We start from the raw sequence: 19,190 nt of genomic DNA, 5'->3' as shown, positions 1-19,190 counted from the left end.
CTGGGTCCGGTGCGAACGAGCGGCTACCCTTCGCTCGCGTCGACCAGCTGTCCGGCGCGCTGTCTTGGGACGCGTCGCCGGCGCCGTTCCGGCCGCGCGCCGGTGTCTCTCTCGCAGGGGTGTCTAGCACAAGGCGATTGCCGACGCCCAGGGGCTTGAGGTTGGGGCTTGAGGTTGGGGCTTGACGTCCATGGGCGTATTGACGAGATGCCGGCAAGTTCAGAATTGCCGGCAACGCACGAATCTTTTGACAGGGCGGGGCGGGCGTGGCAATTGGCGGCGCAACTGGCGCCACCCGCCGCAGAGGAGGAAGTTAGAGTGGTGAAACCGAGTTGGGGTACAAAGCGTATCTGTCAAAGCTGCGGCGCGCGTTTCTACGATCTGCAGCGCGATCCGATCATCTGCCCGAAATGCTCCGCCGTCCATGATCCGGAGGCGATCCTGAAGACACGCCGCGGCCGGAGCGTCGTGGCCGAAAAGGCGCCGGCGGCGGTGAAGCCGGTGGTCAGCAAGAAGGCTGTTCCCGTTCCCGATGCCGAGGAGGTCGAGGCTGGTGACGAGGATCTCGTCCTCGATGAGGAGAGCGAGGAGGACGAAGACCTGATCGAGGACGCCTCCGAGCTTGGCGAAGACGACGACGACATGGCCGAGGTGATCGAAAATGTCGACGAGGAAGAGGAGCGGTAAGCCGGCGCCCTGAGCCGGGGTCCCCAGCGGGCGTTAATCTTCGGGCGTTAATCTTCGGGCGTTATTCTCGGGCGCCGGTTTTCCGGCGCTACTTTTCCCTTGAATCCGACGCGCTGGATTCATAGGTTCACTGCCGGAGCCGCGGCGCCCCCCAGGCGCCCCTCCTTTCTTCAGGAATTCGGGGCCATAGCTCAGCTGGGAGAGCGCTACAATGGCATTGTAGAGGTCAGCGGTTCGATCCCGCTTGGCTCCACCAAATCGACAAGGGCCCGGCCAGAGATGGCTGGGCCCTTTTTCATTGCCGATAAGGGCCGGCTATTGGCGTGCCCCGTCCTGCATGCGGCGGACTCTGGTCGGGCGCGGGCCGGCGGCCTTGCGCTTGCCGGCGAACGGCTTGCCAGTGGAAGATTTTCCATTGAAAAATTTGCCGGCGGAAGGCTTGCCGGTGCGCTGGCCGCCGTGCCGGAACGGCCTTTTCCGCGTCGCGTCGGTGCCGCGCGCGAAGGGCTTCGCCGGCTCGAGGCCGGGCACGATATGGACCGAAAGAGGCGTCCCGGTAAAGCGTTCGATGAGCGCGAGCAGGCCACGGTCGGCGCCCGCGGCAAACGAGATCGCGACGCCGCTCGCCCCCGCTCGACCCGTGCGGCCGATGCGGTGGACATAGTCCTCGGCATTGCGCGGCAGGTCGAAATTGATGACATGCGTGATATCGCGCACGTCGATGCCGCGCGCCGCGACGTCCGTCGCGACGAGCAGGCGCACCGCGCCCGAGCGCAGCCGGTCGAGCGTGCGGCTGCGCGCCCGCTGGTCCATATCACCATGCAGGGGTGCCGCGGCGTGGCCCGCGGCCGCCAACTCGCGCGCCAGCGCGTCGACATCCCGCTTCGTCGCCGCGAACACGATTCCCTTGGTCAGCTCGCCGCTGGCCGCCCAGTGATGCAGCAGCCGATGCTTATGCGCGAGGTCGTCGACTTGGTGCATGCGCTGCTCGATGTCCGGCGCGCTTGTCGCCCGGGCAATCGCGATGCGCTGAGGCGTCCGCAGCAGTGTCGCCGCGACCTTCGCGACCCGCCGGTCGAGTGTCGCGGTGAACAGCAGCGTCTGGCGGGTAGCGGGGCATGCAGAGGCGATCTTCTCGACCGCCTCGACGAAGCCCATATCGAGCATCCGATCAGCCTCGTCGAGGACGAGGAACTCGACTTCCGAGAGATCGATGCGCCGCCGCTCCAGATGATCGATCAGCCGGCCCGGGGTGGCGACGACGATGTCGAGCGGCTTCGCCATGAGCTGGAGCTGCTGCCGGTAGGGCATGCCGCCGACGATCTCGATCGTGTTGAGGCGGAGGAACTTGCCATAGGCCCGTGCCGCCTTGGTCACTTGGCTGGCCAACTCGCGCGTCGGCGTCAGGATGAGGACGCGCGGGCCGCGCTGCCGCTGCTTCGGCGCCGCTGCGATGCGCTGCAGCGCCGGCAGAACGAAAGCCGCGGTCTTGCCGGTGCCGGTCTCTGCCGTGGCGAGGAGGTCACGTCCGGTGAGTGCCGGCGGAATGGCCTGCGCCTGCACCGGTGTCGGCGCGGCATATCCGGCAGCGTCGAGCGCCTTGAGGATGAGCGGATGGAGCGAAAGGTCGGAAAAGGACAAAGCAAAACCTCAAATATGCGACAGGATACGCCGGCCAGCCGGAAGGCTGCCGGGCCGAGGGAACGATGCTGAAAGCAGGGAGGCGCTGGACCGTCGCGCGCCGCTCGGCCAAGGGCCGCGGCGCTTTGCTGCCAAAACCTCGCTCGAGGAGTGACAGCCTCAGCGATCGATCCTTCTAATATAGGGGGTTGCACCTCCGAGCGGAAGGGCGAAAGCGTCGGCAGCGCCCCCCGGGGACTCTCATCCTTTTCAGCCTGTGCGGGGGGGGGCGAACACGCCGTCAGGCAATCTCTTGAAGGGCGAAGGCGGTTTTCCTACTTTATCTTGTACCGGTGCCTTCGGGCCGGTGTATCGGGTGCCGCGTGACGGACCCCGGACGATCGAGCTGCTCGCTCATGCAGGAGGAGGAGCCTGGACGTGACACGCCTTTCACTCTTCAACAGCCCGCTTCTGCTGGGCTTTGACCAGTTCGAGCGCACGCTCGACAGGATTTCCAAGAATTCGGCCGAAGGCTACCCGCCCTACAATATCGAACAGGTTGGCGGGAACGGCTTGCGCATCACCCTGGCGGTTGCCGGCTTCTCGCGAGAGACCCTGGAGGTCCAGACCGAGGACCGCCAGCTGGTCATCCGCGGCCGACAGGAGGAAGACCAGGCGCGGGTCTATCTTCACCGCGGAATCGCCGCCCGGCAGTTCCAGCGCAGTTTCGTCCTTGCCGAGGGCATCGAAGTCGCCGGTGCGACGCTCGACAACGGGCTGCTGTGCATCGATCTGATCCGGCCGACGGTCGAAACCAAGGTCCGGACGATCGAGATCGGCAGCGGCACGGGACGCAACGCCGCGTTGCAGCTCAAATCGGCCGGGACGCGCGAGGACGCCGAAGCCGATGCGGCGGAGGGCCTTGGGAAGCGGCGCTGACCAATTCCTTGACCCGCCGCCAAGGCTCGCCCCTAACGTTCAACTGGCGCGAGTCCTGCCGGCCAAAACAACCCTTGGAAGGAGTGAAATCCCGTGACTCAGCTAGAGAAAATCAGACAAATGACGCCCGCCGACTTGGCTCTCTTCGGCTTGCAAGGGATCGCTTATGTGAAGCCGGTTCTGGTCGATGGACGGGCGGCCTATGCCATTCACGCGGCCGACGGCACGGAAATGGCGCTGGTCAAAAGCCGCGATCTTGCCTTCGCGACGATCCGCCAGAACGATCTGGAACCGATGAGCATTCACTGATGAGGGGCGCGGTCCCCCCAGAACGCCCCCAAGATACTCCCGGGGCGCCCTATGCCGCGTGGCTTGCCGATGGCTGGGTGAGCACCGCATATAGGGCGTCGGCGCGATCGGCGCCGCGCAGCTTTTCACATATCGTCCGATCGCGCAGGAGCCGCGAAACGCGCGCGAGAGCCTTCAGATGATCCGCTCCCGCCGTTTCCGGCGCCAATAGAAGAAAGATAAGGTCGACGGGCTGCTCGTCGATCGCGTCGAAATCGATCGGCGTCTCCAGGCGCGCAAACAACCCGTAGAGGCGATCGAGTCCCGCCAGCTTGCCGTGCGGAATCGCGATGCCATTGCCGACGCCTGTCGTGCCGAGCCGCTCGCGCTCAAGTAGCACGTCGAAGACCGTTCGCTCATGCAGTCCGGTCATTTCCGCGGCGCGCTTGGCAAGTTCCTGCAATGCCTGCTTCTTGCTGCTCGCCCGCAAGTTGGCAACGATGCTCGCTGGCGTAATCAGCTTTTCGATATCCATGAATTTCCTCGCGTTGGAAGTCGGTGCGCTCAGGCGCTCGGATTGCCCTGCGGAATCCCCTCCAGGATTCTCGCGGGAACTCCACCGGAAATTCCCTCGGAACTTTCCTGAGAATTCCCCTCTGGATCCACCCAACCGACATGCCCGTCGGATCGACGGTACACCATGTTCAGGCCTCCATGGGCCCGGTTGCGAAACATTATCGCGCCGCTATCGGCGAGGTCCAACCGCATCACGGCCTCGCCGACGGACAGGAGCGGGATATCCGTTGCCATCTCGGCGACGATGACCGGCCGGGCATCCTGTCCGCCCTCTCGCTCGACCGCGTCGTCGAGCTCCGGCGCCAGAATATACTGACGCGCCTGCTCCGCCCCGGTTTCCGCGCGGTGATGATCGCGAAGCCGCCGCTTATACCGGCGCAGGCGCTTGGCGATATGATCGGCCGCCGTGTCGAAGGCCGCATAGGGCGCGCTCGCCTGTGCCTGGCTTTGCAGCAGAATGCCGCGCCCAGGATGAACGGAGATTTGAGCGCGATAAAGATATGCTTCCCGCGACAAGATGACATTGGCCTCGATCGGATCGCCAAAGTATTTCCCGAAGACCAGATCCAAAGTTTCAGCGACATGGGCGCGCAACGCCTCGCCGACGTCGATCTGTTTACCTTTGACGGTCAGTTGCATAGGCTTCGATTTCCAGGCTGAATGGCCGCATTATCTTCGAAAGCCCTTTGGCCGCTAGCATGGCGGCGGGGACCATAAGCATGGGCGCTTCTGAAGTCAACGGTCGGATCCGAGGGCCGACTCGCATGTGAAAAATGTAAGACACCTCAACCGATTCGCAAGGTTTTGTCGCGCCGGCGCTGGACCGAGGAGGGGATGCGCAGGGATTCCCGATATTTAGCAACGGTCCGCCGGGCGATCGTTATGCCGTCGCCATGCAGCAGTTCGACGAGGCGGTCGTCCGATAGAATGGCGTCCGCCGTCTCGGTCTCAATCAAATGCTTGATCCGCGAGCGCACCGCTTCCGCCGAATGGGCGTCGCCGCCGTTGGCGTGGGCGAGCGAGGCGGTAAAGAAATATTTCAGCTCGTAGACGCCGCGGGGCGTGGCGAGATATTTGTTCGTCGTCACCCGGCTGACAGTGCTTTCATGCATTCCGATGGCGGTGGCAATGTCGCGCCGGATCAACGGCTTGAGGTGCTGCACGCCGTGGAGGAAGAAGGCCTCCTGCTGCCGGACGATCTCGGTGGCCACCTTCAGAATCGTCGTCGCGCGCTGGTGCAGCGACTTCACCAGCCAGTTTGCCGAGTTCAGCCGCTCGGTGATGTAGTCGCGCTCGGCCTTTCCCTTGGCCTCGCGGCTGATCCGCGCGACATAGGCGTTGTTCACCAGGACGCGCGGCAGCGTTTCGCTGTTCAGCTCTATGATCCACTCGCCCGCCGACTGGCGATGCATCAGGATATCGGGCGTCACCGGCGACGTCACGACCATTTCATAAGCCAGCGCGGGCTTAGGGTTCAGCGCCTTGATCTCTGCCACCATCTCGACGAGGTCTTCGCCGTCGATCCCGCAGACCCGCATCAGCGCCTCCCGATCGCGGCTGGCGAGCAGGTGAAGATTGTCGAGCAGGGCCTGCATCGCCGGATCGAGACGGTTGCGGTCGCGCAACTGCAGCGCAAGGCACTCGGCCAGGCTCCGCGCGAAAATGCCGGCCGGGTCGAACTCCTGTAGCTTGGCGAGGGTCGCCTCGACCCGTGCAACGGTGCAACCCAGAAGCTCCGCCACCTGTTCGAGATCGCCGCCGAGATAGCCGGCCTCGTCGATCATGTCGATCAACTGAAGCCCGATCATCCGATCCGTCGGATCGGTGATGCTCAAGCCGAGTTGTGCCAGAAGATGATCGCGCAGGTTGATGGCGGAACCGAGCGTCTGCTCCAGGCCGCTGCCTTCATCGGCGGACCCGCCGCGACCGCCGGAGTCCCAGCCGTTCAGGGAGGAGGACGGTGCGACCGCGGCCGAGTCGTCGCTCCACAAATTATCGTAGTCCGTGTCGAGGGGGAGATCGGCGGAGGCCGCCAGGACGTCGGATGTGGCGAAATCCGCGCTGTCCGTCAGATCGGCGTTCGCCGATTCGGCCTGCGCTCCATCGCCCTCGCTGTCGTGCTCGAAGTCGGAGCGGCCTTCCTCATCGCGTTCGAGCAGGGGATTCTGCTCGAGTTCCCGTTCGATGTAGTCACTCAGTTCCAGGTTCGACAGCTCAAGCAGCTTGATCGCCTGCTGCAGCTGCGGCGTCATGACGAGCGACTGGCTCTGCCGCAGATCCATGCGCTGGGTCACTGCCATGTCGGGGACCCTTAAAGGCTAAACCTTTCTCCCAGGTAAACGCGCCGGACGTCCTCGTCGCGCACGATCTCGTCGGGACTTCCCTCGCGCAAAACACCACCGTCATGCAGGATATAGGCGCGATCGACAATCTCAAGCGTCTCACGAACATTGTGGTCGGTGATGAGGACGCCAAGCCCGCGATCCTTCAGATGTGAGACGAGATCGCGGATATCGGCCACGGCGATCGGATCGATCCCGGCGAGAGGCTCATCGAGCAAAATGAAGGCCGGCTGCGAGGCGAGCGCGCGGGCGATCTCGACGCGCCGACGCTCGCCGCCGGACAGCGCCAGAGCCGGGGCCCGGCGCAGATGCGAAACCGAGAATTCGGCCAGTAACTCGTCGAGCCGCGCTTCGCGGACGTCGCGCGCGGGCTCGACGATTTCCAGCACCGCCCGGATGTTCTGTTCGACGGTCAGCCCACGAAAGATCGAGGCTTCCTGCGGCAGATAGCCGATACCGAGCCGGGCGCGCCGATACATCGGCAGGTCCGTGATATCGGTGCCGTCGAGGCTAATGGTGCCGTAATCGGGGCGGATCAATCCGGTGATGATATAGAAGCAGGTGGTCTTGCCGGCACCGTTCGGGCCGAGCAGCCCGACCGCTTCGCCGCGCTCGACCGAGACCGAGACGTTGCGCAGCACAGGCCGCTTCTTGAACTGCTTGCCCAAATTCTGCGCCGCCAGGGCGCGCATCGCCGGGGCTGCCTCGACCTTCCGGTCCGGTGCGCCCTGCGTTGTCTCTACACCGAACCGATCTTCCATCTCGTTCCTTACGGCACTCATGGAGTGTTCGTCTCCGATTCCGACCCGGATTCAGATTCAGATGAGGGCACGATGAGAGTCCGAACGCGGGATCCGTCGCTTCCGTCCGGATCGCTGAGAAGGCGGCTGACGCCGGTGGCGAAATTGACCTCGGCGCGCTGCCCGTTCAGTTGGTTCTCGCCCCGCGTGATCTTGACCGAACCCTCCAGAGTCGCAATCTCCGTTTCCAAGTTATAGCTCCCCCTGTCGCCGCGGGCATATTCGGTCTCGGTCGAGAGGCGGACGTCGCCGATTGCGTCGATTCTCACCAGCTCCTGCTCGCCCGCCTCGGTCTGGTCGAAATGACCAGTCAGCATATCGGCGCGCAACCGCTTGTCGCCCTGGACGACCTGGGCATTGCCGCGGGCGACCACAAGCTGGCGATCCTCCCAATACTCAAGGCTCTCCTCGGCGGTCAATGTTTCTTCCGCGGTCTCGACCCGCAGATCTTCGCCGACCATGACGATCACTCCCTTGTCGATATCATAGACGGCGCGGTCGCCGGTGATCGTTTCGGACGGGGTGGTCACCCGAACCCGGCCGTCGGCTTCGACCCTCCAGACTTCCGAATTCGCGCCCTCATCACCCCGGTAATGTGCGGTCACTACCTCGGCGTTGAGCACGACATCGCCGCGAGCGATCCGCGCATTGCCGCGGGCGATATAGACCTTCTCGTTGCGATGCCATTCGATCCCCTTCTCGGCCTCGATCTCGACCGGTGCCTCGGAGTCGCCGAGGTCGAGACCGCCGACCGCCTGCGCGTGCGCGACCTGCGGGCGCATCGCAGTGCCACCGGGCATCGCCAGAGCGGCCATCGCCGTGATGGCAGCCGCTCGCGACAAGGTGGCGAAGCGCGACCCGCTCACTTGCCGCGCTCTTGGCTGTCGGGCTGGGGATTGTCGGACTGGGAGCTGTCGGATTCGGAGTAGAGAACGATCCGGCTTTGTCCGGTAAGGAAGACGCGATCGCCGTCGTCGGTCACCCGGAATCCCTCGGCGACAAGCTCGCCCGCCGGCCCCTGGCCGCGTACCTGTTCGTTGCCGAAGGCCACGCCCTCCTTAAGATCGACTTGGGCCCGACTCGTCTGCAGTTCGAATCCGCGATCGTGAAACAGATTAACGCCCCCATACAGCTCGAGCATGTCGGCGTCGCGGCTGTAGCGGCCGACATCGGCGGTCAACGCGATCCATGCGCCATCGGTCAGCGTGATATCGGCCTTCGGCTGCGCCAGCTTGATAATCCGCCCGCTCTCGTCCGCCTGACTCGCCGCTTCCGCGGTGATGCTGAACGGACGGTTATCGTCGTCCATTCCCTCGAAGCGCGGGTTGACCATGTTCAGCGAGTCGAGCTCGTCGGGAGCAAAGTCGGTCACGCCGATGCGAAGCCGGTGCTCGTCGATGTTGAGCTGTGACCACACCACCAAAAGCACGATGAGCCCAGCCGCAAGCGTCACGAGCAGCAGCTTCGCCAGCCCGACAAACCGGCTGTAGCCGGTGGTGCGCGCCCGCTTCGGGCCCCGGCGCGGAACCCCGGGCGGGCCCTCGGTCGGAGGGGCGGGCGAACGACGCCGCGGCATCAGGCGCATATCAGCGGTCTGGACCATCCGCCCGGCTCACCTCAGCTGATGCCCGCCCGCAAGCAGTCATGCATGTGGATCAGGCCGACCAGACGCGTTTCGTCGACGACAAAAAGGCTGGTAATCGGACGCCCGGTGGGATTGTTCATGACGCCAAGTGCCTCCGCCGCCAAGGCCTGCGGGCGAATCGTCCTGGGACTGCCGGTCATCACCTCGTCGACCCGCAGCGACAGCAGATCGGCGCTCATGTGGCGGCGCAGATCGCCATCGGTCACGATGCCCACCAGCTCGCCGCCATCGTTCGTGATCCCGACGCAGCCAAAGCTCTTGGCCGTCATCTCGAGGATGGCCTGCGTCATCGGCGTTCCGAGCTTGACCAGGGGCATCTGCTCGGCGCCATGCATGATGTCGGAAACGCGAAGCAGCCGACGACCGAGCTGGCCGCCGGGATGCAGCAGCTTGAACTCCGTCGGCGAGAAGCCCTTGCGCTCCAGCAAGGCGACCGCTAAGGCGTCGCCGAGCGCCAGCATCATGGTGGTGGAGGTGGTCGGCGCCAGCCCCATCGAGCAGGCTTCCGCCGCCTGCGGCAGGACGAGCGCGGCGTCGGCCGCTTCCGCCAGGGCGCTGCCGCTGCCGCTGGTGAGCGCGATCAGCGGAATCCCGAAACGCCGGGTATAGGCGACGACATCGGCGAGTTCGGGCGTCCCGCCGGAGTTCGAGAGCGCGATCACGGCGTCTCCGGCGGTGATCATTCCCAGATCCCCGTGACTGGCTTCGGCCGGATGGACGAAGAGTGCCGGCGTCCCGGTCGACGCCATGGTGGCGGCGATCTTGCGTGCGATATGGCCGCTCTTGCCCATCCCGGTGACGACGATGCGTCCCGTTGCCCCGGCCAGAAGATCGACGGCCTTGACCATCTTCCCGTCGAGCGCGCGCGCCAGCGCCAGAATACCCTCGGCCTCGAGCTCCAGGACCCGCTTCATGGCACGGATATCGCCGTTGGCGTCGAGCGCCGCGTCGCGGTTCGTGCTCTCGGTTGCGGGGATGGATGTCATTCACTTACCTCGCCATGTGACAAAAGCAGCGCGTGCGCAGGTCCGACCCTGCGGCCACTGCGGCACCCACTCGCATCGTCATATTAGCCTATCGGCGTGGCTAATGCTGAAAGATATCAGTGTCCGCCCAGCCTGCCAGGTCGAGTTCCGCCCGCACCGGCAGGAATCGAAAGCATTCCTCGGCCAAGCCGCGCCGCCCCTCGCGCGCCAGCATGGCGTCCAGCTTGTCCTTCAGCGCATGCAGATGGAGGACGTCGGACGCGGCGTAGTTCAGCTGCTCCCGCGTCAGTTCCGGGGCGCCCCAATCTGACGATTGCTGCTGCTTGGACAACTCGACGCCGAGCAGGTCGCGGCACAGATCCTTGAGGCCGTGTCGATCGGTGAAGGTGCGGACCAGGCGCGACGCGATCTTGGTGCAATAGATCGGCGCGCAGGTCACGCCGAAATGTGCCTTCAGCACGGTGACGTCGAAACGCGCGAAATGAAACAGCTTGGTCACGTCCGGATCGGCGAGCAGGGCCACCAGATTGGGCGCATCGTTCGCGCCGTGCGCCTGCGGGATCTGCACGGCATGGCAGGTCCCGTCGCCCGCGGAAAGTTGCACTAGGCAAAGGCGGTCGCGAACCGGGTTGAGGCCCATGGTCTCCGTATCGATCGCGACGATGGGCCCGAACTGCAGACCGGCTGGAAGATCGCCCTTGTGCAACTGGATGGTCATGACCGACACCCTCGGCGCGCAACGCTCCGGCCGCGCATGATATTCGCCCTGCAGAACTCCGGGCAGAACTCCGGCTGCCGTGCCGCGGCGAAACCGTCGTCAGATCGGGCCGCCGATGAGTGCTGAGAGTCTCTGATTAGTGGTGCCCAGGAGAAGACTCGAACTTCCACGACCTTTCGGCCACAGGTACCTGAAACCTGCGCGTCTACCAATTCCGCCACCTGGGCAACAGCGGCCGCGATTGTGGCCAGCCGCGCTGCAATGTCAACCAGCTTTTGAAGCTATTGTCGCGTCAAGCAGGTGTTATATATGTGCCCGCGAGAAATTTGGAAGGCGTCCACGAGCGCGAGACAGGCCCTGAGGCAGGCTCACGGCTGCTTCCCGTTCGTGGGCGCTTCGCTATCGGAAAGCGAAGGGGGGCTTGAGACATGGCCGCGCGCGTGGCGACCATCTTCGGCGGTTCGGGTTTCGTCGGCCGTTATCTGGTGCAGCGACTGGCGAGACGGGGATGGGTGATCCGCATTGCGGTCCGCCATCCGGACTCGGCGTCGTTTCTTCGGCCGATGGGCCATGTCGGCCAGATCACGCCGATCGCTGCGAACCTCCGCGATGACCGATCGGTCGCGGCGGCCGTGAGCGGGGTGGATGCCGTCGTCAATCTCGTCGGCATCCTGCATGAGAGCGGGCGCCAGACCTTCAAGGCAGTGCATGTCGAGGGCGCGCAACGGGTGGCGATGGCGGCCAAAGCGGCCGGGGCCGAGCGTTTCATTCAGATGTCCGCGCTGGGCGCCGACCCCAACTCGCCGGCCGCATATGCGCGGTCCAAAGCTGCCGGCGAAGCGGCGGTTCGCGCCGCCTTTCCGGAAGCGAGCATCCTTCGGCCCAGCGTCATCTTCGGGCCGGAGGACGACTTCTTCAACCGCTTCGCGGCAATGGCGCGGCTGCTGCCGGCCCTGCCGCTGATCGGCGGCGGCAAGACCAAGTTTCAGCCGGTCTATGTCGGCGACGTTGCCGAGGCGATGGCGAGGATCATCGAGGACCCGGCGGCACGCGGAAAGCTGTACGAACTCGGCGGGCCACAGACCTACAGCTTCAAGGAGCTGCTCGAGCTTCTGCTGCAGGAGATCGGCCGCCGGCGGATCTTGCTGCCGCTGCCGTTTTCGCTCGCCAGCCTCCAAGGCGCCGTGCTGCAGCATCTGCCGAACCCGCCTTTGACCCGCGATCAGGTGGAGTTGCTGAAGCAGGACAATGTCGTCAGCGGAACGACGCCGACGCTCGCCGATCTCGGCATCCAGCCGACCGCCGTCGAGGTGATCCTTCCCACATATCTGGACCGCTTCCGCCGCGGCGGCCGCTATGACCGGCCCTGGGGACGCTGAATAGAGGCTTTGAGTTAGGGCCTGATTCACCGATCACATTGGCCCAACCTGATCGGATCGTGCTCTAGGCGTAGACCAGATACAGCAGGAAGCCGCCGAGCAGGAGGCGATAGATCACGAACGGCGCGAAGGACGCCCGGCGCAGCCACTGCATCAGAACGGCGATCGCGAGGAAGCCGGCGACGGCCGAGAAGGCTGCGGCGAGCAGGGCGTCGCCGAGCATCGCCATCTTGCCCGCCTGGTACAGATTCAAGCCTTCCCACAGGCCGGCGGCGCTGATCGCCGGGATCGATAGAAGGAACGAGAAGCGCGCGGCTTCGGCGCGCTCATAGCCGAGCAGGCGCGCCGCCGTCATCGTCACTCCCGACCGACTGGTCCCCGGTATGAAGGCGAAGGCCTGGGCGCAGCCCACGACGATGGCTTGGTTCAATTTCAGATGCTCGACGCGCAGGATTCTCAGCCCGATGCGATCGGCGATATAGAGCAGAATTCCGAAGCCGATCAGCGCCCAGGCGACCACCTCCATCTGCCGGACGCCGTTACCGACATAACGGTCCACCAGGAAGCCGACGACGAGCGCCGGGATCGTGCCGATCAGAAGATAGCCGGCCAGTCGTGCCCCAGGGTCCATCCGTCCCGTCGTCAATCGGCCAAGGCCCGTCAGCATCCCGCCAATGTCCCGCCAGAAATACACAAGGACAGCCAGCAGCGTGCCGACATGCGTGGCGACGTCGATTGCCTGCCCCTGATCGGGCCACCCGGTGAAATAAGGCACCAGGATCAGATGGCCGGAGGAGCTGATGGGAAGAAATTCGGTGATGCCCTGGACCAAGGCTAGGACGAAAATATGTAATGTGGGCACGCTTGCCCCCCCCCCCGCGGCGATCGCCGCCGCTTATATCATCGGACGAAATGACGCCAAAGCGGATAGATAGTCTCGAATTGGGACTACTGAGGCACCGTTCCCACACGAGCTTGGTTGGTAAATGGTTCAGCGAGGAGTAACTTTGACAAATAGGGCAATAAAACTGACCTTGTGGCCGTTTTCCCCTCGCCGCCGGCCGCGGAATCGCGTATAGCGATGGAAACAAGATCCGGGGCATTGCGGGTCGGCTCTGCGCAATGCCCAAGGAATGAAGAGAGGAAAGGGCAGCAATGGCGCCGCGCATGCTGAAATTCGTGACCGTTGGCCGGCAGCTTCCGGAGAAGCGCGAGGCAGCGGCTCGCCGCACGGATTTCGACGAGATTTTCGACGAATTCGATCCTGTGCGCGCCGCCGAGCAGGCCGGCCGGTGCTCGCAATGCGGAGTTCCCTTCTGTCAGGTTCATTGCCCGGTGCAGAACAACATCCCCGACTGGCTTATGCTGACCGCAGCGGGACGCCTCGAAGAAGCCTATGAAGTCTCGTCCGCCACCAACAACTTCCCGGAGATCTGCGGCCGCATCTGCCCGCAGGATCGGCTGTGCGAGGGGAATTGCGTCATCGAGCAGGCCGGGCATGGCACCGTCACGATCGGCTCGGTCGAGAAGTACATCACCGATACAGCCTGGGAGCGTGGCTGGGTCAAGCCGGCGAAGCCTCGGCGCGAGCTCGACCAGTCGGTCGGCATCATCGGCGGCGGGCCGGGCGGCCTCGCGGCGGCGGAGCAGCTTCGCCGCAAGGGCTATCAGGTGCATATCTACGATCGCTACGATCGCATCGGCGGGTTGATGATCTACGGCATCCCCAACTTCAAGCTCGAGAAGCAGGTGGTCGAGCGGCGCGCGCGGCTGATCGCCGATGCTGGGGTCCGCTACTCGCTGAACTTCGAAGTGGGCCGCGATGCGAGTCTGGCGGATCTGCGACGCAAGCACGACGCCGTGCTGATCGCCTGCGGCGTCTACAAGGCGCGCGAACTGGCGGCGCCGGGCGTGGGGCTCGGCAACATCGTTCCCGCCCTCGACTATCTGGTCGCCAGCAACCGGAAGGGGCTGGGCGATACGGTTCCGGCGTTCGAAAACGGAAGCCTCAACGCGGCTGGCAAGGATGTCGTGGTGATCGGCGGCGGCGACACCGCGATGGACTGCGTCCGTACCGCCGTGCGACAGGGCGCGAAGTCGGTCAAATGCCTCTACCGCCGCGACCGCGTGAACATGCCGGGTTCCCAGCGCGAGGTCGGCCATGCCGAGGAGGAGGGCGTCGAGTTCGTCTGGCTCGCCGCGCCGGAAGCCTTCGTCGGCGACGATGCGGATCGGGTGACGACGGTGCGGGCTTCGCGGATTCATCTCGGGGTACCCGATTCCTCGGGTCGCCAGACGCCGCGGGTCATCGAGGGGTCGCATTTCACCCTGTCCGCCGACCTCGTGATCAAGGCGCTTGGCTTCGACGCCGAGCCGGTGCCGACGCTGTTCGGCACGCCCGATCTGACGGTCACCCGGTGGGGCACCGTGAAGATCAGCTATCGAACGATGATGACCAATCTCGACGGCGTCTTCGCCGCCGGCGACATCGTGCGCGGCGCCTCGCTGGTCGTTTGGGCGATCCGCGACGGCCGCGACGCCGCCGAGCATATCGACACCTATCTCAGCGCGAAGATGGCGGGCCGGCAGACGGCTGTCGCCGCGGAATAAGGGGAGCGTCATGACAGATCGGAGTTCCGTCGAAGGGCGCGACTTTCTGCGGCATTGGCACGCCAATGCCGACCATCTCGCGCGCCGCGGCCTCTATGATCCGGCCGACGAGCATGACGCCTGCGGCGTGGGACTTGTGGCCGCAATCGACGGCAAGCCGCGCCGGCAGGTTGTCGAGGCCGGGATCGCCGCGCTGAAGGCCGTCTGGCACCGCGGTGCGGTCGATGCCGACGGCAAGACCGGCGACGGCGCCGGCATCCATGTCCAGATTCCGCAGGACTTCTTCCGGGAGCATGTCCGCCGCACCGGGCACGCCGCGGGCAATGGCCGCATCGCGGTCGGCATGGTGTTCCTGCCGCGCACGGATTTGAGCGCGCAAGAGCGCTGCCGCGTCATCGTCGAGCGTGAGATCCTGACTTACGGCTACACGATCTATGGCTGGCGCCAGGTGCCGGTGAATGTCGAGATCGTCGGCGAGAAGGCGAACGCGACCCGGCCCGAGATCGAGCAGATCATGATCTGCAACAATCTCGGCACCAGCGAGGAGCAGTTCGAGACCGACCTCTATGTGATCCGCCGGCGCATCGAGAAGGGCGCCGTCGAGGAAAGCATCAAGGACTTCTATATCTGTTCGCTGTCCTGCCGCTCGGTGATCTACAAGGGCATGTTCCTGGCCGAGCAGCTGAGCGCGTTCTATCCGGACCTGCTCGACGAGCGCTTCGTCTCGAACTTCGCGATCTATCACCAGCGCTATTCGACCAACACGTTCCCGACCTGGCATCTGGCGCAGCCCTTCCGGGTGATCGCCCATAACGGCGAGATCAACACCCTCAAGGGCAATCTGAACTGGATGAAGGCGCACGAGACGCGCATGGCGACGCCGGTCTATGCCGGGCATATGGACGAGATCAAACCGGTGATCCAGCCGGGCGGCTCGGATTCGGCGGCGCTCGACAATGTGTTCGAGGCGATGGTCGGGATGGACCGGACCCTGCCGATGGTCAAATGCCTGATGATTCCCGACGCTTGGGGCGATCGCGAAACCATGCCGCAGGCGCATCGCGACTTCTACAGCTACTGCAACGCGGTGATGGAGCCCTGGGACGGGCCCGCCGCGATCTGCGGCTTTGCCGGCAACTGGGTGGTCGCCGGCATGGATCGCAACGGGCTTCGGCCGCTGCGCTATACGCTGACCGGCGACGGGCTGCTGCTCGCCGGCTCGGAAACCGGCATGGTCCGGGTCAACGAGGCGCAGGTGGTGGAGAAGGGGCGGCTCGGGCCGGGGCAGATGATCGCCGTCGATCTGGCCGAAGGCCGGCTTTATCACGACCGGGAGTTGATGGACCACCTCGCGGCCCAGGCGCCGTTCGGCGATTGGGTGAAGAACGTAACGGTGATCGACAGCCTCGTTCGTTCAGCCCCCGGACAGCCGGCGGGCTTCGAGCGCGACGAGCTGCGCCGTCGTCAGCTCGCCACCGGCACGACCATGGAGGATCTGGAGCTGATCCTCCATCCGATGGTGGAGGACGCCAAGGAGCCGGTCGGCTCGATGGGCGACGACACGCCGCTGGCCGTGCTGTCCGACCAGTATCGCGGCCTGCATCACTTCTTTCGCCAGAATTTCAGCCAGGTCACCAACCCGCCGATCGACTCCCTGCGCGAGAAGCGGGTGATGACGCTGAAGACCCGGCTCGGCAATCTCGGCAACATCCTCGATCAGGACGAGAGCCAGTGCCGGCTGCTGCAGCTCGACTCGCCGGTGCTGTTGACCTCCGAGTTCCTTGCGATGCGCGCCTATATGGGCGACACCGCGGTCGAGATCGACTGTACCTTCGACGCGAACGGCGGCGACAACGCGCTCCGCGACGCGATTCAGGCCATCCGCCGCCAAGCCGAGGACGCGGTTCGCGGCGGCTGCGTGCATGTCATCCTGAGCGACGAGCGGATCGGCCCGGACCGGGCGGCGATTCCGATGATTCTCGCGACCGGTGCCGTGCATACGCACCTTCTGCGCCAGCAGCTCCGCACCTTCACCTCACTGAACGTGCGCGCGTCCGAATGCCTCGACGTGCATCATTTCGCCGTGCTGATCGGCGTCGGCGCGACCACGGTCAACGCTTATCTCGCCGAGGCCGGCACCGCCGAGCGCCATCGGCGCGGCCTGTTCGGCGACCGCGGGCTGGAGGATTGCCTGCTGTCGTTCCGCGAGGCGGTCGACCAGGGGCTGCTCAAGATCATGTCGAAGATGGGCATTTCGGTGATCAGCTCCTATCGCGGCGGCTGCAATTTCGAGGCGGTCGGCCTGTCGCGCACGCTGGTCGCCGAGTTCTTCCCCGGCATGCCCTCGCGGATCTCCGGCATCGGCATGACGGGCATTCAGCAGAAGGTGCTGCAGCTCCACGAGCGGGCCTGGAGCGAGGATTTTCTGGCTCTGCCGATCGGCGGCTTCTATCGCTATCGCCGCGGCGGCGAAACGCATGCCTGGGAGGCGAACCTGATCCATACGCTCCAGGCCGCGGTCGCCAGCGAGTCCTATCAGACCTACAAGAAGTACAGCGAGGGGCTGACGAAGCTGCCGCCGGTCAGCCTGCGCGACCTGCTCGATTTCAAGCCGGGCGGCGCCCCCATCTCCGCCGATGAGGTCGAGTCGATCACCGAGATTCGTAAGCGCTTCGTCACGCCGGGCATGTCCTTGGGCGCGCTGAGCCCCGAGGCGCACGGCACGCTCAACATCGCGATGAACCGGATCGGCGCGAAATCCGACTCGGGCGAAGGCGGCGAGGATCCGGCGCGCTTCCGACCGCGGCCGAACGGCGACAACGAGAACTCCGCGATCAAGCAGATCGCTTCCGGCCGGTTCGGCGTCACCGCCGAATATCTGAACAACTGCCGCGAGATCGAGATCAAGGTCGCCCAGGGCGCGAAACCCGGCGAGGGCGGCCAGCTTCCGGGCTTCAAGGTGACGGAGGAGATCGCACGGCTGCGCCATGCAACGCCGGGCGTGATGCTGATCTCGCCGCCGCCGCATCACGATATCTACTCGATCGAGGATCTGGCGCAGCTGATCTATGACCTGAAGCAGATCAACCCGGACGCAAAGGTCTGCGTCAAACTAGTGTCGCGTTCCGGCATCGGCACAATCGCGGCCGGTGTCGCCAAGGCGAAGGCGGACGTCATCCTGATCTCCGGCCATAGCGGCGGCACCGGCGCCAGCCCCAACACCAGCATCAAATATGCCGGCGTGCCGTGGGAGATGGGCCTCTCGGAGGTCCATCAGGTCCTGACCCTCAACCGGCTCCGTCATCGAGTGCGGCTGCGGACCGACGGCGGCATCAAGACCGGCCGGGACGTAGTGATGGCCGCGATGCTCGGTGCCGAGGAGTTCGGCGTCGGCACCGCCTCGCTGGTCGCGATGGGCTGCATCATGGTCCGGCAGTGTCACTCCAACACCTGCCCGGTCGGCGTCTGCACGCAGGATCCGCGGCTGCGGGACAAGTTCCAGGGTACGCCCGAGAAGGTGGTGAACCTGTTCAGCTTCGTCGCCGAGGAAGTGCGCGAGATCCTGGCCTCGCTGGGCTTCCGGTCGTTGAACGAGGTGATCGGACGCACCGACCTCCTGACCCAGATCAGCCGCGGCGCCGCCAATCTCGACGATCTCGACCTCAATCCGCTGCTTGCCCAGGCCGACCCGGGCGACTATCCGCGCTATTGCACGCTGGAGGGGCGCAACGAGGTGCCGGAAACGCTCGATGCGCAGCTGATCCAGGATGCACGGCCGCTCTTCGACGACGGCGAGAAAATGCAGCTCCAGTACAACGTCCGCAACACGCATCGCGCGATCGGCACCAAGTTCAGCTCGAAGATCACGCGGCGCTTCGGCATGTTCGGGCTGAAGCCGAACCACGTCACGGTGCGGCTGCGCGGCTCGGCCGGGCAGTCGCTCGGCGCCTTCGCCGTGCAGGGCCTGAAGCTCGAGGTGCTGGGCGATGCCAATGACTATGTCGGCAAGGGGCTGTCCGGCGGCACGATCGTCGTCCGCCCGATGCCGTCCAGCCCGCTCGCGACCAACGAGAATACGATCATCGGCAACACCGTCCTCTACGGCGCAACCGCCGGCAAGCTGTTCGCGGCCGGCCAGGCGGGCGAGCGGTTCGCCGTCCGCAACTCCGGCGCGCTGGTGGTCGTCGAGGGCTGCGGATCCAACGGCTGCGAGTACATGACCGGCGGCATCGCCGTTATCCTCGGCGCCGTCGGCGACAATTTCGCCGCCGGCATGACCGGCGGGATGGCCTTCGTCTATGACGAGGCGGAGATCTTCCCGCGCTATGTCAATCCGGACAGCGTCGTCTTCCAGCGGCTCGGCACCGCCCATTGGGAAGCCGTGCTGAAGGACCTGATCGCCGAGCATGCGGCCGAGACCCAGTCCCGCTTCGCCGCCCGGCTGCTGCATGATTGGCCGCTCGAGCGCGGCAAGTTCTGGCAGGTCGTGCCGAAGGAGATGCTCTCCCGGCTCGAGCATCCGCTGAGCGAGCCGGCGGAAGAGATGGCCAAGCTGGCCTGAGACGGATCGGTTGTAGGGCCGACATATGGCCTTTGACAG

Annotated in this window: 16 protein-coding genes and 2 tRNA genes; 7 read left to right on the top strand and 11 right to left on the bottom strand. The window is 65.1% G+C overall.

Annotated features, from left to right (window positions below; genetic code table 11):
- Positions 1-318: 318 nt before the first annotated feature.
- Both DT069_RS13730 and DT069_RS13725 read left to right on the top strand, forming a co-directional pair.
- Complete coding sequence (locus DT069_RS13730) at positions 319-687, top strand: TIGR02300 family protein (protein WP_119460877.1); 369 nt, start codon at positions 319-321, stop codon at positions 685-687.
- 180 nt (positions 688-867) lie between these two features.
- A tRNA-Ala gene (locus DT069_RS13725) sits at positions 868-943 on the top strand.
- A 59-nt stretch (positions 944-1,002) separates the two neighbouring features.
- Here the strand turns inward: DT069_RS13725 and DT069_RS13720 are convergent.
- Positions 1,003-2,328, bottom strand: coding sequence for a DEAD/DEAH box helicase (locus DT069_RS13720; protein ID WP_119460876.1), 1,326 nt, complete (start codon positions 2,326-2,328; stop codon positions 1,003-1,005).
- Between the two features lie 417 nt (positions 2,329-2,745).
- Here DT069_RS13720 and DT069_RS13715 point away from each other — a divergent pair, with 417 nt between their 5' ends.
- Positions 2,746-3,246 carry an Hsp20 family protein gene (locus tag DT069_RS13715; protein ID WP_119460875.1) on the top strand — a complete coding sequence of 167 codons (501 nt, stop codon included), beginning with the start codon at positions 2,746-2,748 and terminating at the stop codon, positions 3,244-3,246.
- Between the two features lie 120 nt (positions 3,247-3,366).
- Complete coding sequence (locus DT069_RS13710; protein ID WP_119460874.1) at positions 3,367-3,555, top strand: DUF1150 family protein; 189 nt, start codon at positions 3,367-3,369, stop codon at positions 3,553-3,555.
- Between the two features lie 49 nt (positions 3,556-3,604).
- Here the strand turns inward: DT069_RS13710 and ptsN are convergent, their stop codons facing one another.
- The 9 genes from ptsN to DT069_RS13665 form a co-directional block, all read right to left on the bottom strand.
- Positions 3,605-4,069, bottom strand: a complete 465-nt coding sequence (ptsN, locus tag DT069_RS13705) for a PTS IIA-like nitrogen regulatory protein PtsN (protein ID WP_119460873.1) — start codon at positions 4,067-4,069, stop codon at positions 3,605-3,607.
- A gap of 29 nt (positions 4,070-4,098) precedes the next feature.
- Positions 4,099-4,749 carry a ribosome hibernation-promoting factor, HPF/YfiA family gene (hpf, locus tag DT069_RS13700; RefSeq protein WP_119460872.1) on the bottom strand — a complete coding sequence of 217 codons (651 nt, stop codon included), beginning with the start codon at positions 4,747-4,749 and terminating at the stop codon, positions 4,099-4,101.
- Positions 4,750-4,895: 146 nt separating this feature from the next.
- Complete coding sequence (gene rpoN, locus DT069_RS13695) at positions 4,896-6,410, bottom strand: RNA polymerase factor sigma-54 (RefSeq protein WP_119460871.1); 1,515 nt, start codon at positions 6,408-6,410, stop codon at positions 4,896-4,898.
- Positions 6,411-6,421: 11 nt separating this feature from the next.
- Positions 6,422-7,144, bottom strand: coding sequence for an LPS export ABC transporter ATP-binding protein (gene lptB / locus DT069_RS13690; RefSeq protein WP_425450243.1), 723 nt, complete (start codon positions 7,142-7,144; stop codon positions 6,422-6,424).
- A gap of 86 nt (positions 7,145-7,230) precedes the next feature.
- Positions 7,231-8,118 carry an LptA/OstA family protein gene (locus DT069_RS13685; protein ID WP_119460869.1) on the bottom strand — a complete coding sequence of 296 codons (888 nt, stop codon included), beginning with the start codon at positions 8,116-8,118 and terminating at the stop codon, positions 7,231-7,233.
- Positions 8,115-8,855, bottom strand: coding sequence for an LPS export ABC transporter periplasmic protein LptC (lptC, locus tag DT069_RS13680; RefSeq protein WP_119460868.1), 741 nt, complete (start codon positions 8,853-8,855; stop codon positions 8,115-8,117). The genes DT069_RS13685 and lptC overlap by 4 nt, the downstream gene beginning before the upstream one ends.
- Before the next feature lie 14 nt (positions 8,856-8,869).
- Positions 8,870-9,883, bottom strand: coding sequence for a KpsF/GutQ family sugar-phosphate isomerase (locus DT069_RS13675; protein WP_119460867.1), 1,014 nt, complete (start codon positions 9,881-9,883; stop codon positions 8,870-8,872).
- Between the two features lie 100 nt (positions 9,884-9,983).
- Complete coding sequence (locus DT069_RS13670) at positions 9,984-10,601, bottom strand: ribonuclease D (protein WP_119460866.1); 618 nt, start codon at positions 10,599-10,601, stop codon at positions 9,984-9,986.
- Positions 10,602-10,741: 140 nt separating this feature from the next.
- Positions 10,742-10,828, bottom strand: a tRNA-Leu gene (locus DT069_RS13665).
- Between the two features lie 201 nt (positions 10,829-11,029).
- Between DT069_RS13665 and DT069_RS13660 the strand changes: the two genes are divergently transcribed.
- Positions 11,030-11,980, top strand: a complete 951-nt coding sequence (locus DT069_RS13660) for a complex I NDUFA9 subunit family protein (RefSeq protein ID WP_119460865.1) — start codon at positions 11,030-11,032, stop codon at positions 11,978-11,980.
- Positions 11,981-12,044: 64 nt separating this feature from the next.
- On the opposite strand, the gene DT069_RS13655 is transcribed toward DT069_RS13660, so the two are convergent.
- Complete coding sequence (locus DT069_RS13655) at positions 12,045-12,842, bottom strand: undecaprenyl-diphosphate phosphatase (protein ID WP_119460864.1); 798 nt, start codon at positions 12,840-12,842, stop codon at positions 12,045-12,047.
- 293 nt (positions 12,843-13,135) lie between these two features.
- Here DT069_RS13655 and DT069_RS13650 point away from each other — a divergent pair, with 293 nt between their 5' ends.
- Positions 13,136-14,590 carry an NAD(P)-dependent oxidoreductase gene (locus tag DT069_RS13650; RefSeq protein WP_119460863.1) on the top strand — a complete coding sequence of 485 codons (1,455 nt, stop codon included), beginning with the start codon at positions 13,136-13,138 and terminating at the stop codon, positions 14,588-14,590.
- 10 nt (positions 14,591-14,600) lie between these two features.
- A complete protein-coding gene (gltB, locus tag DT069_RS13645) occupies positions 14,601-19,151 on the top strand; it encodes a glutamate synthase large subunit (protein ID WP_119460862.1) in 4,551 nt (1,516 codons plus the stop codon).
- The last annotated feature ends 39 nt before the right edge of the window (positions 19,152-19,190 follow it).

Origin of the sequence: Virgifigura deserti (assembly GCA_003576685.1) — a bacterium.
GTDB lineage: Bacteria > Pseudomonadota > Alphaproteobacteria > Dongiales > Dongiaceae > Virgifigura > Virgifigura deserti.
This window is presented reverse-complemented; position numbering and strand designations above follow the sequence as displayed.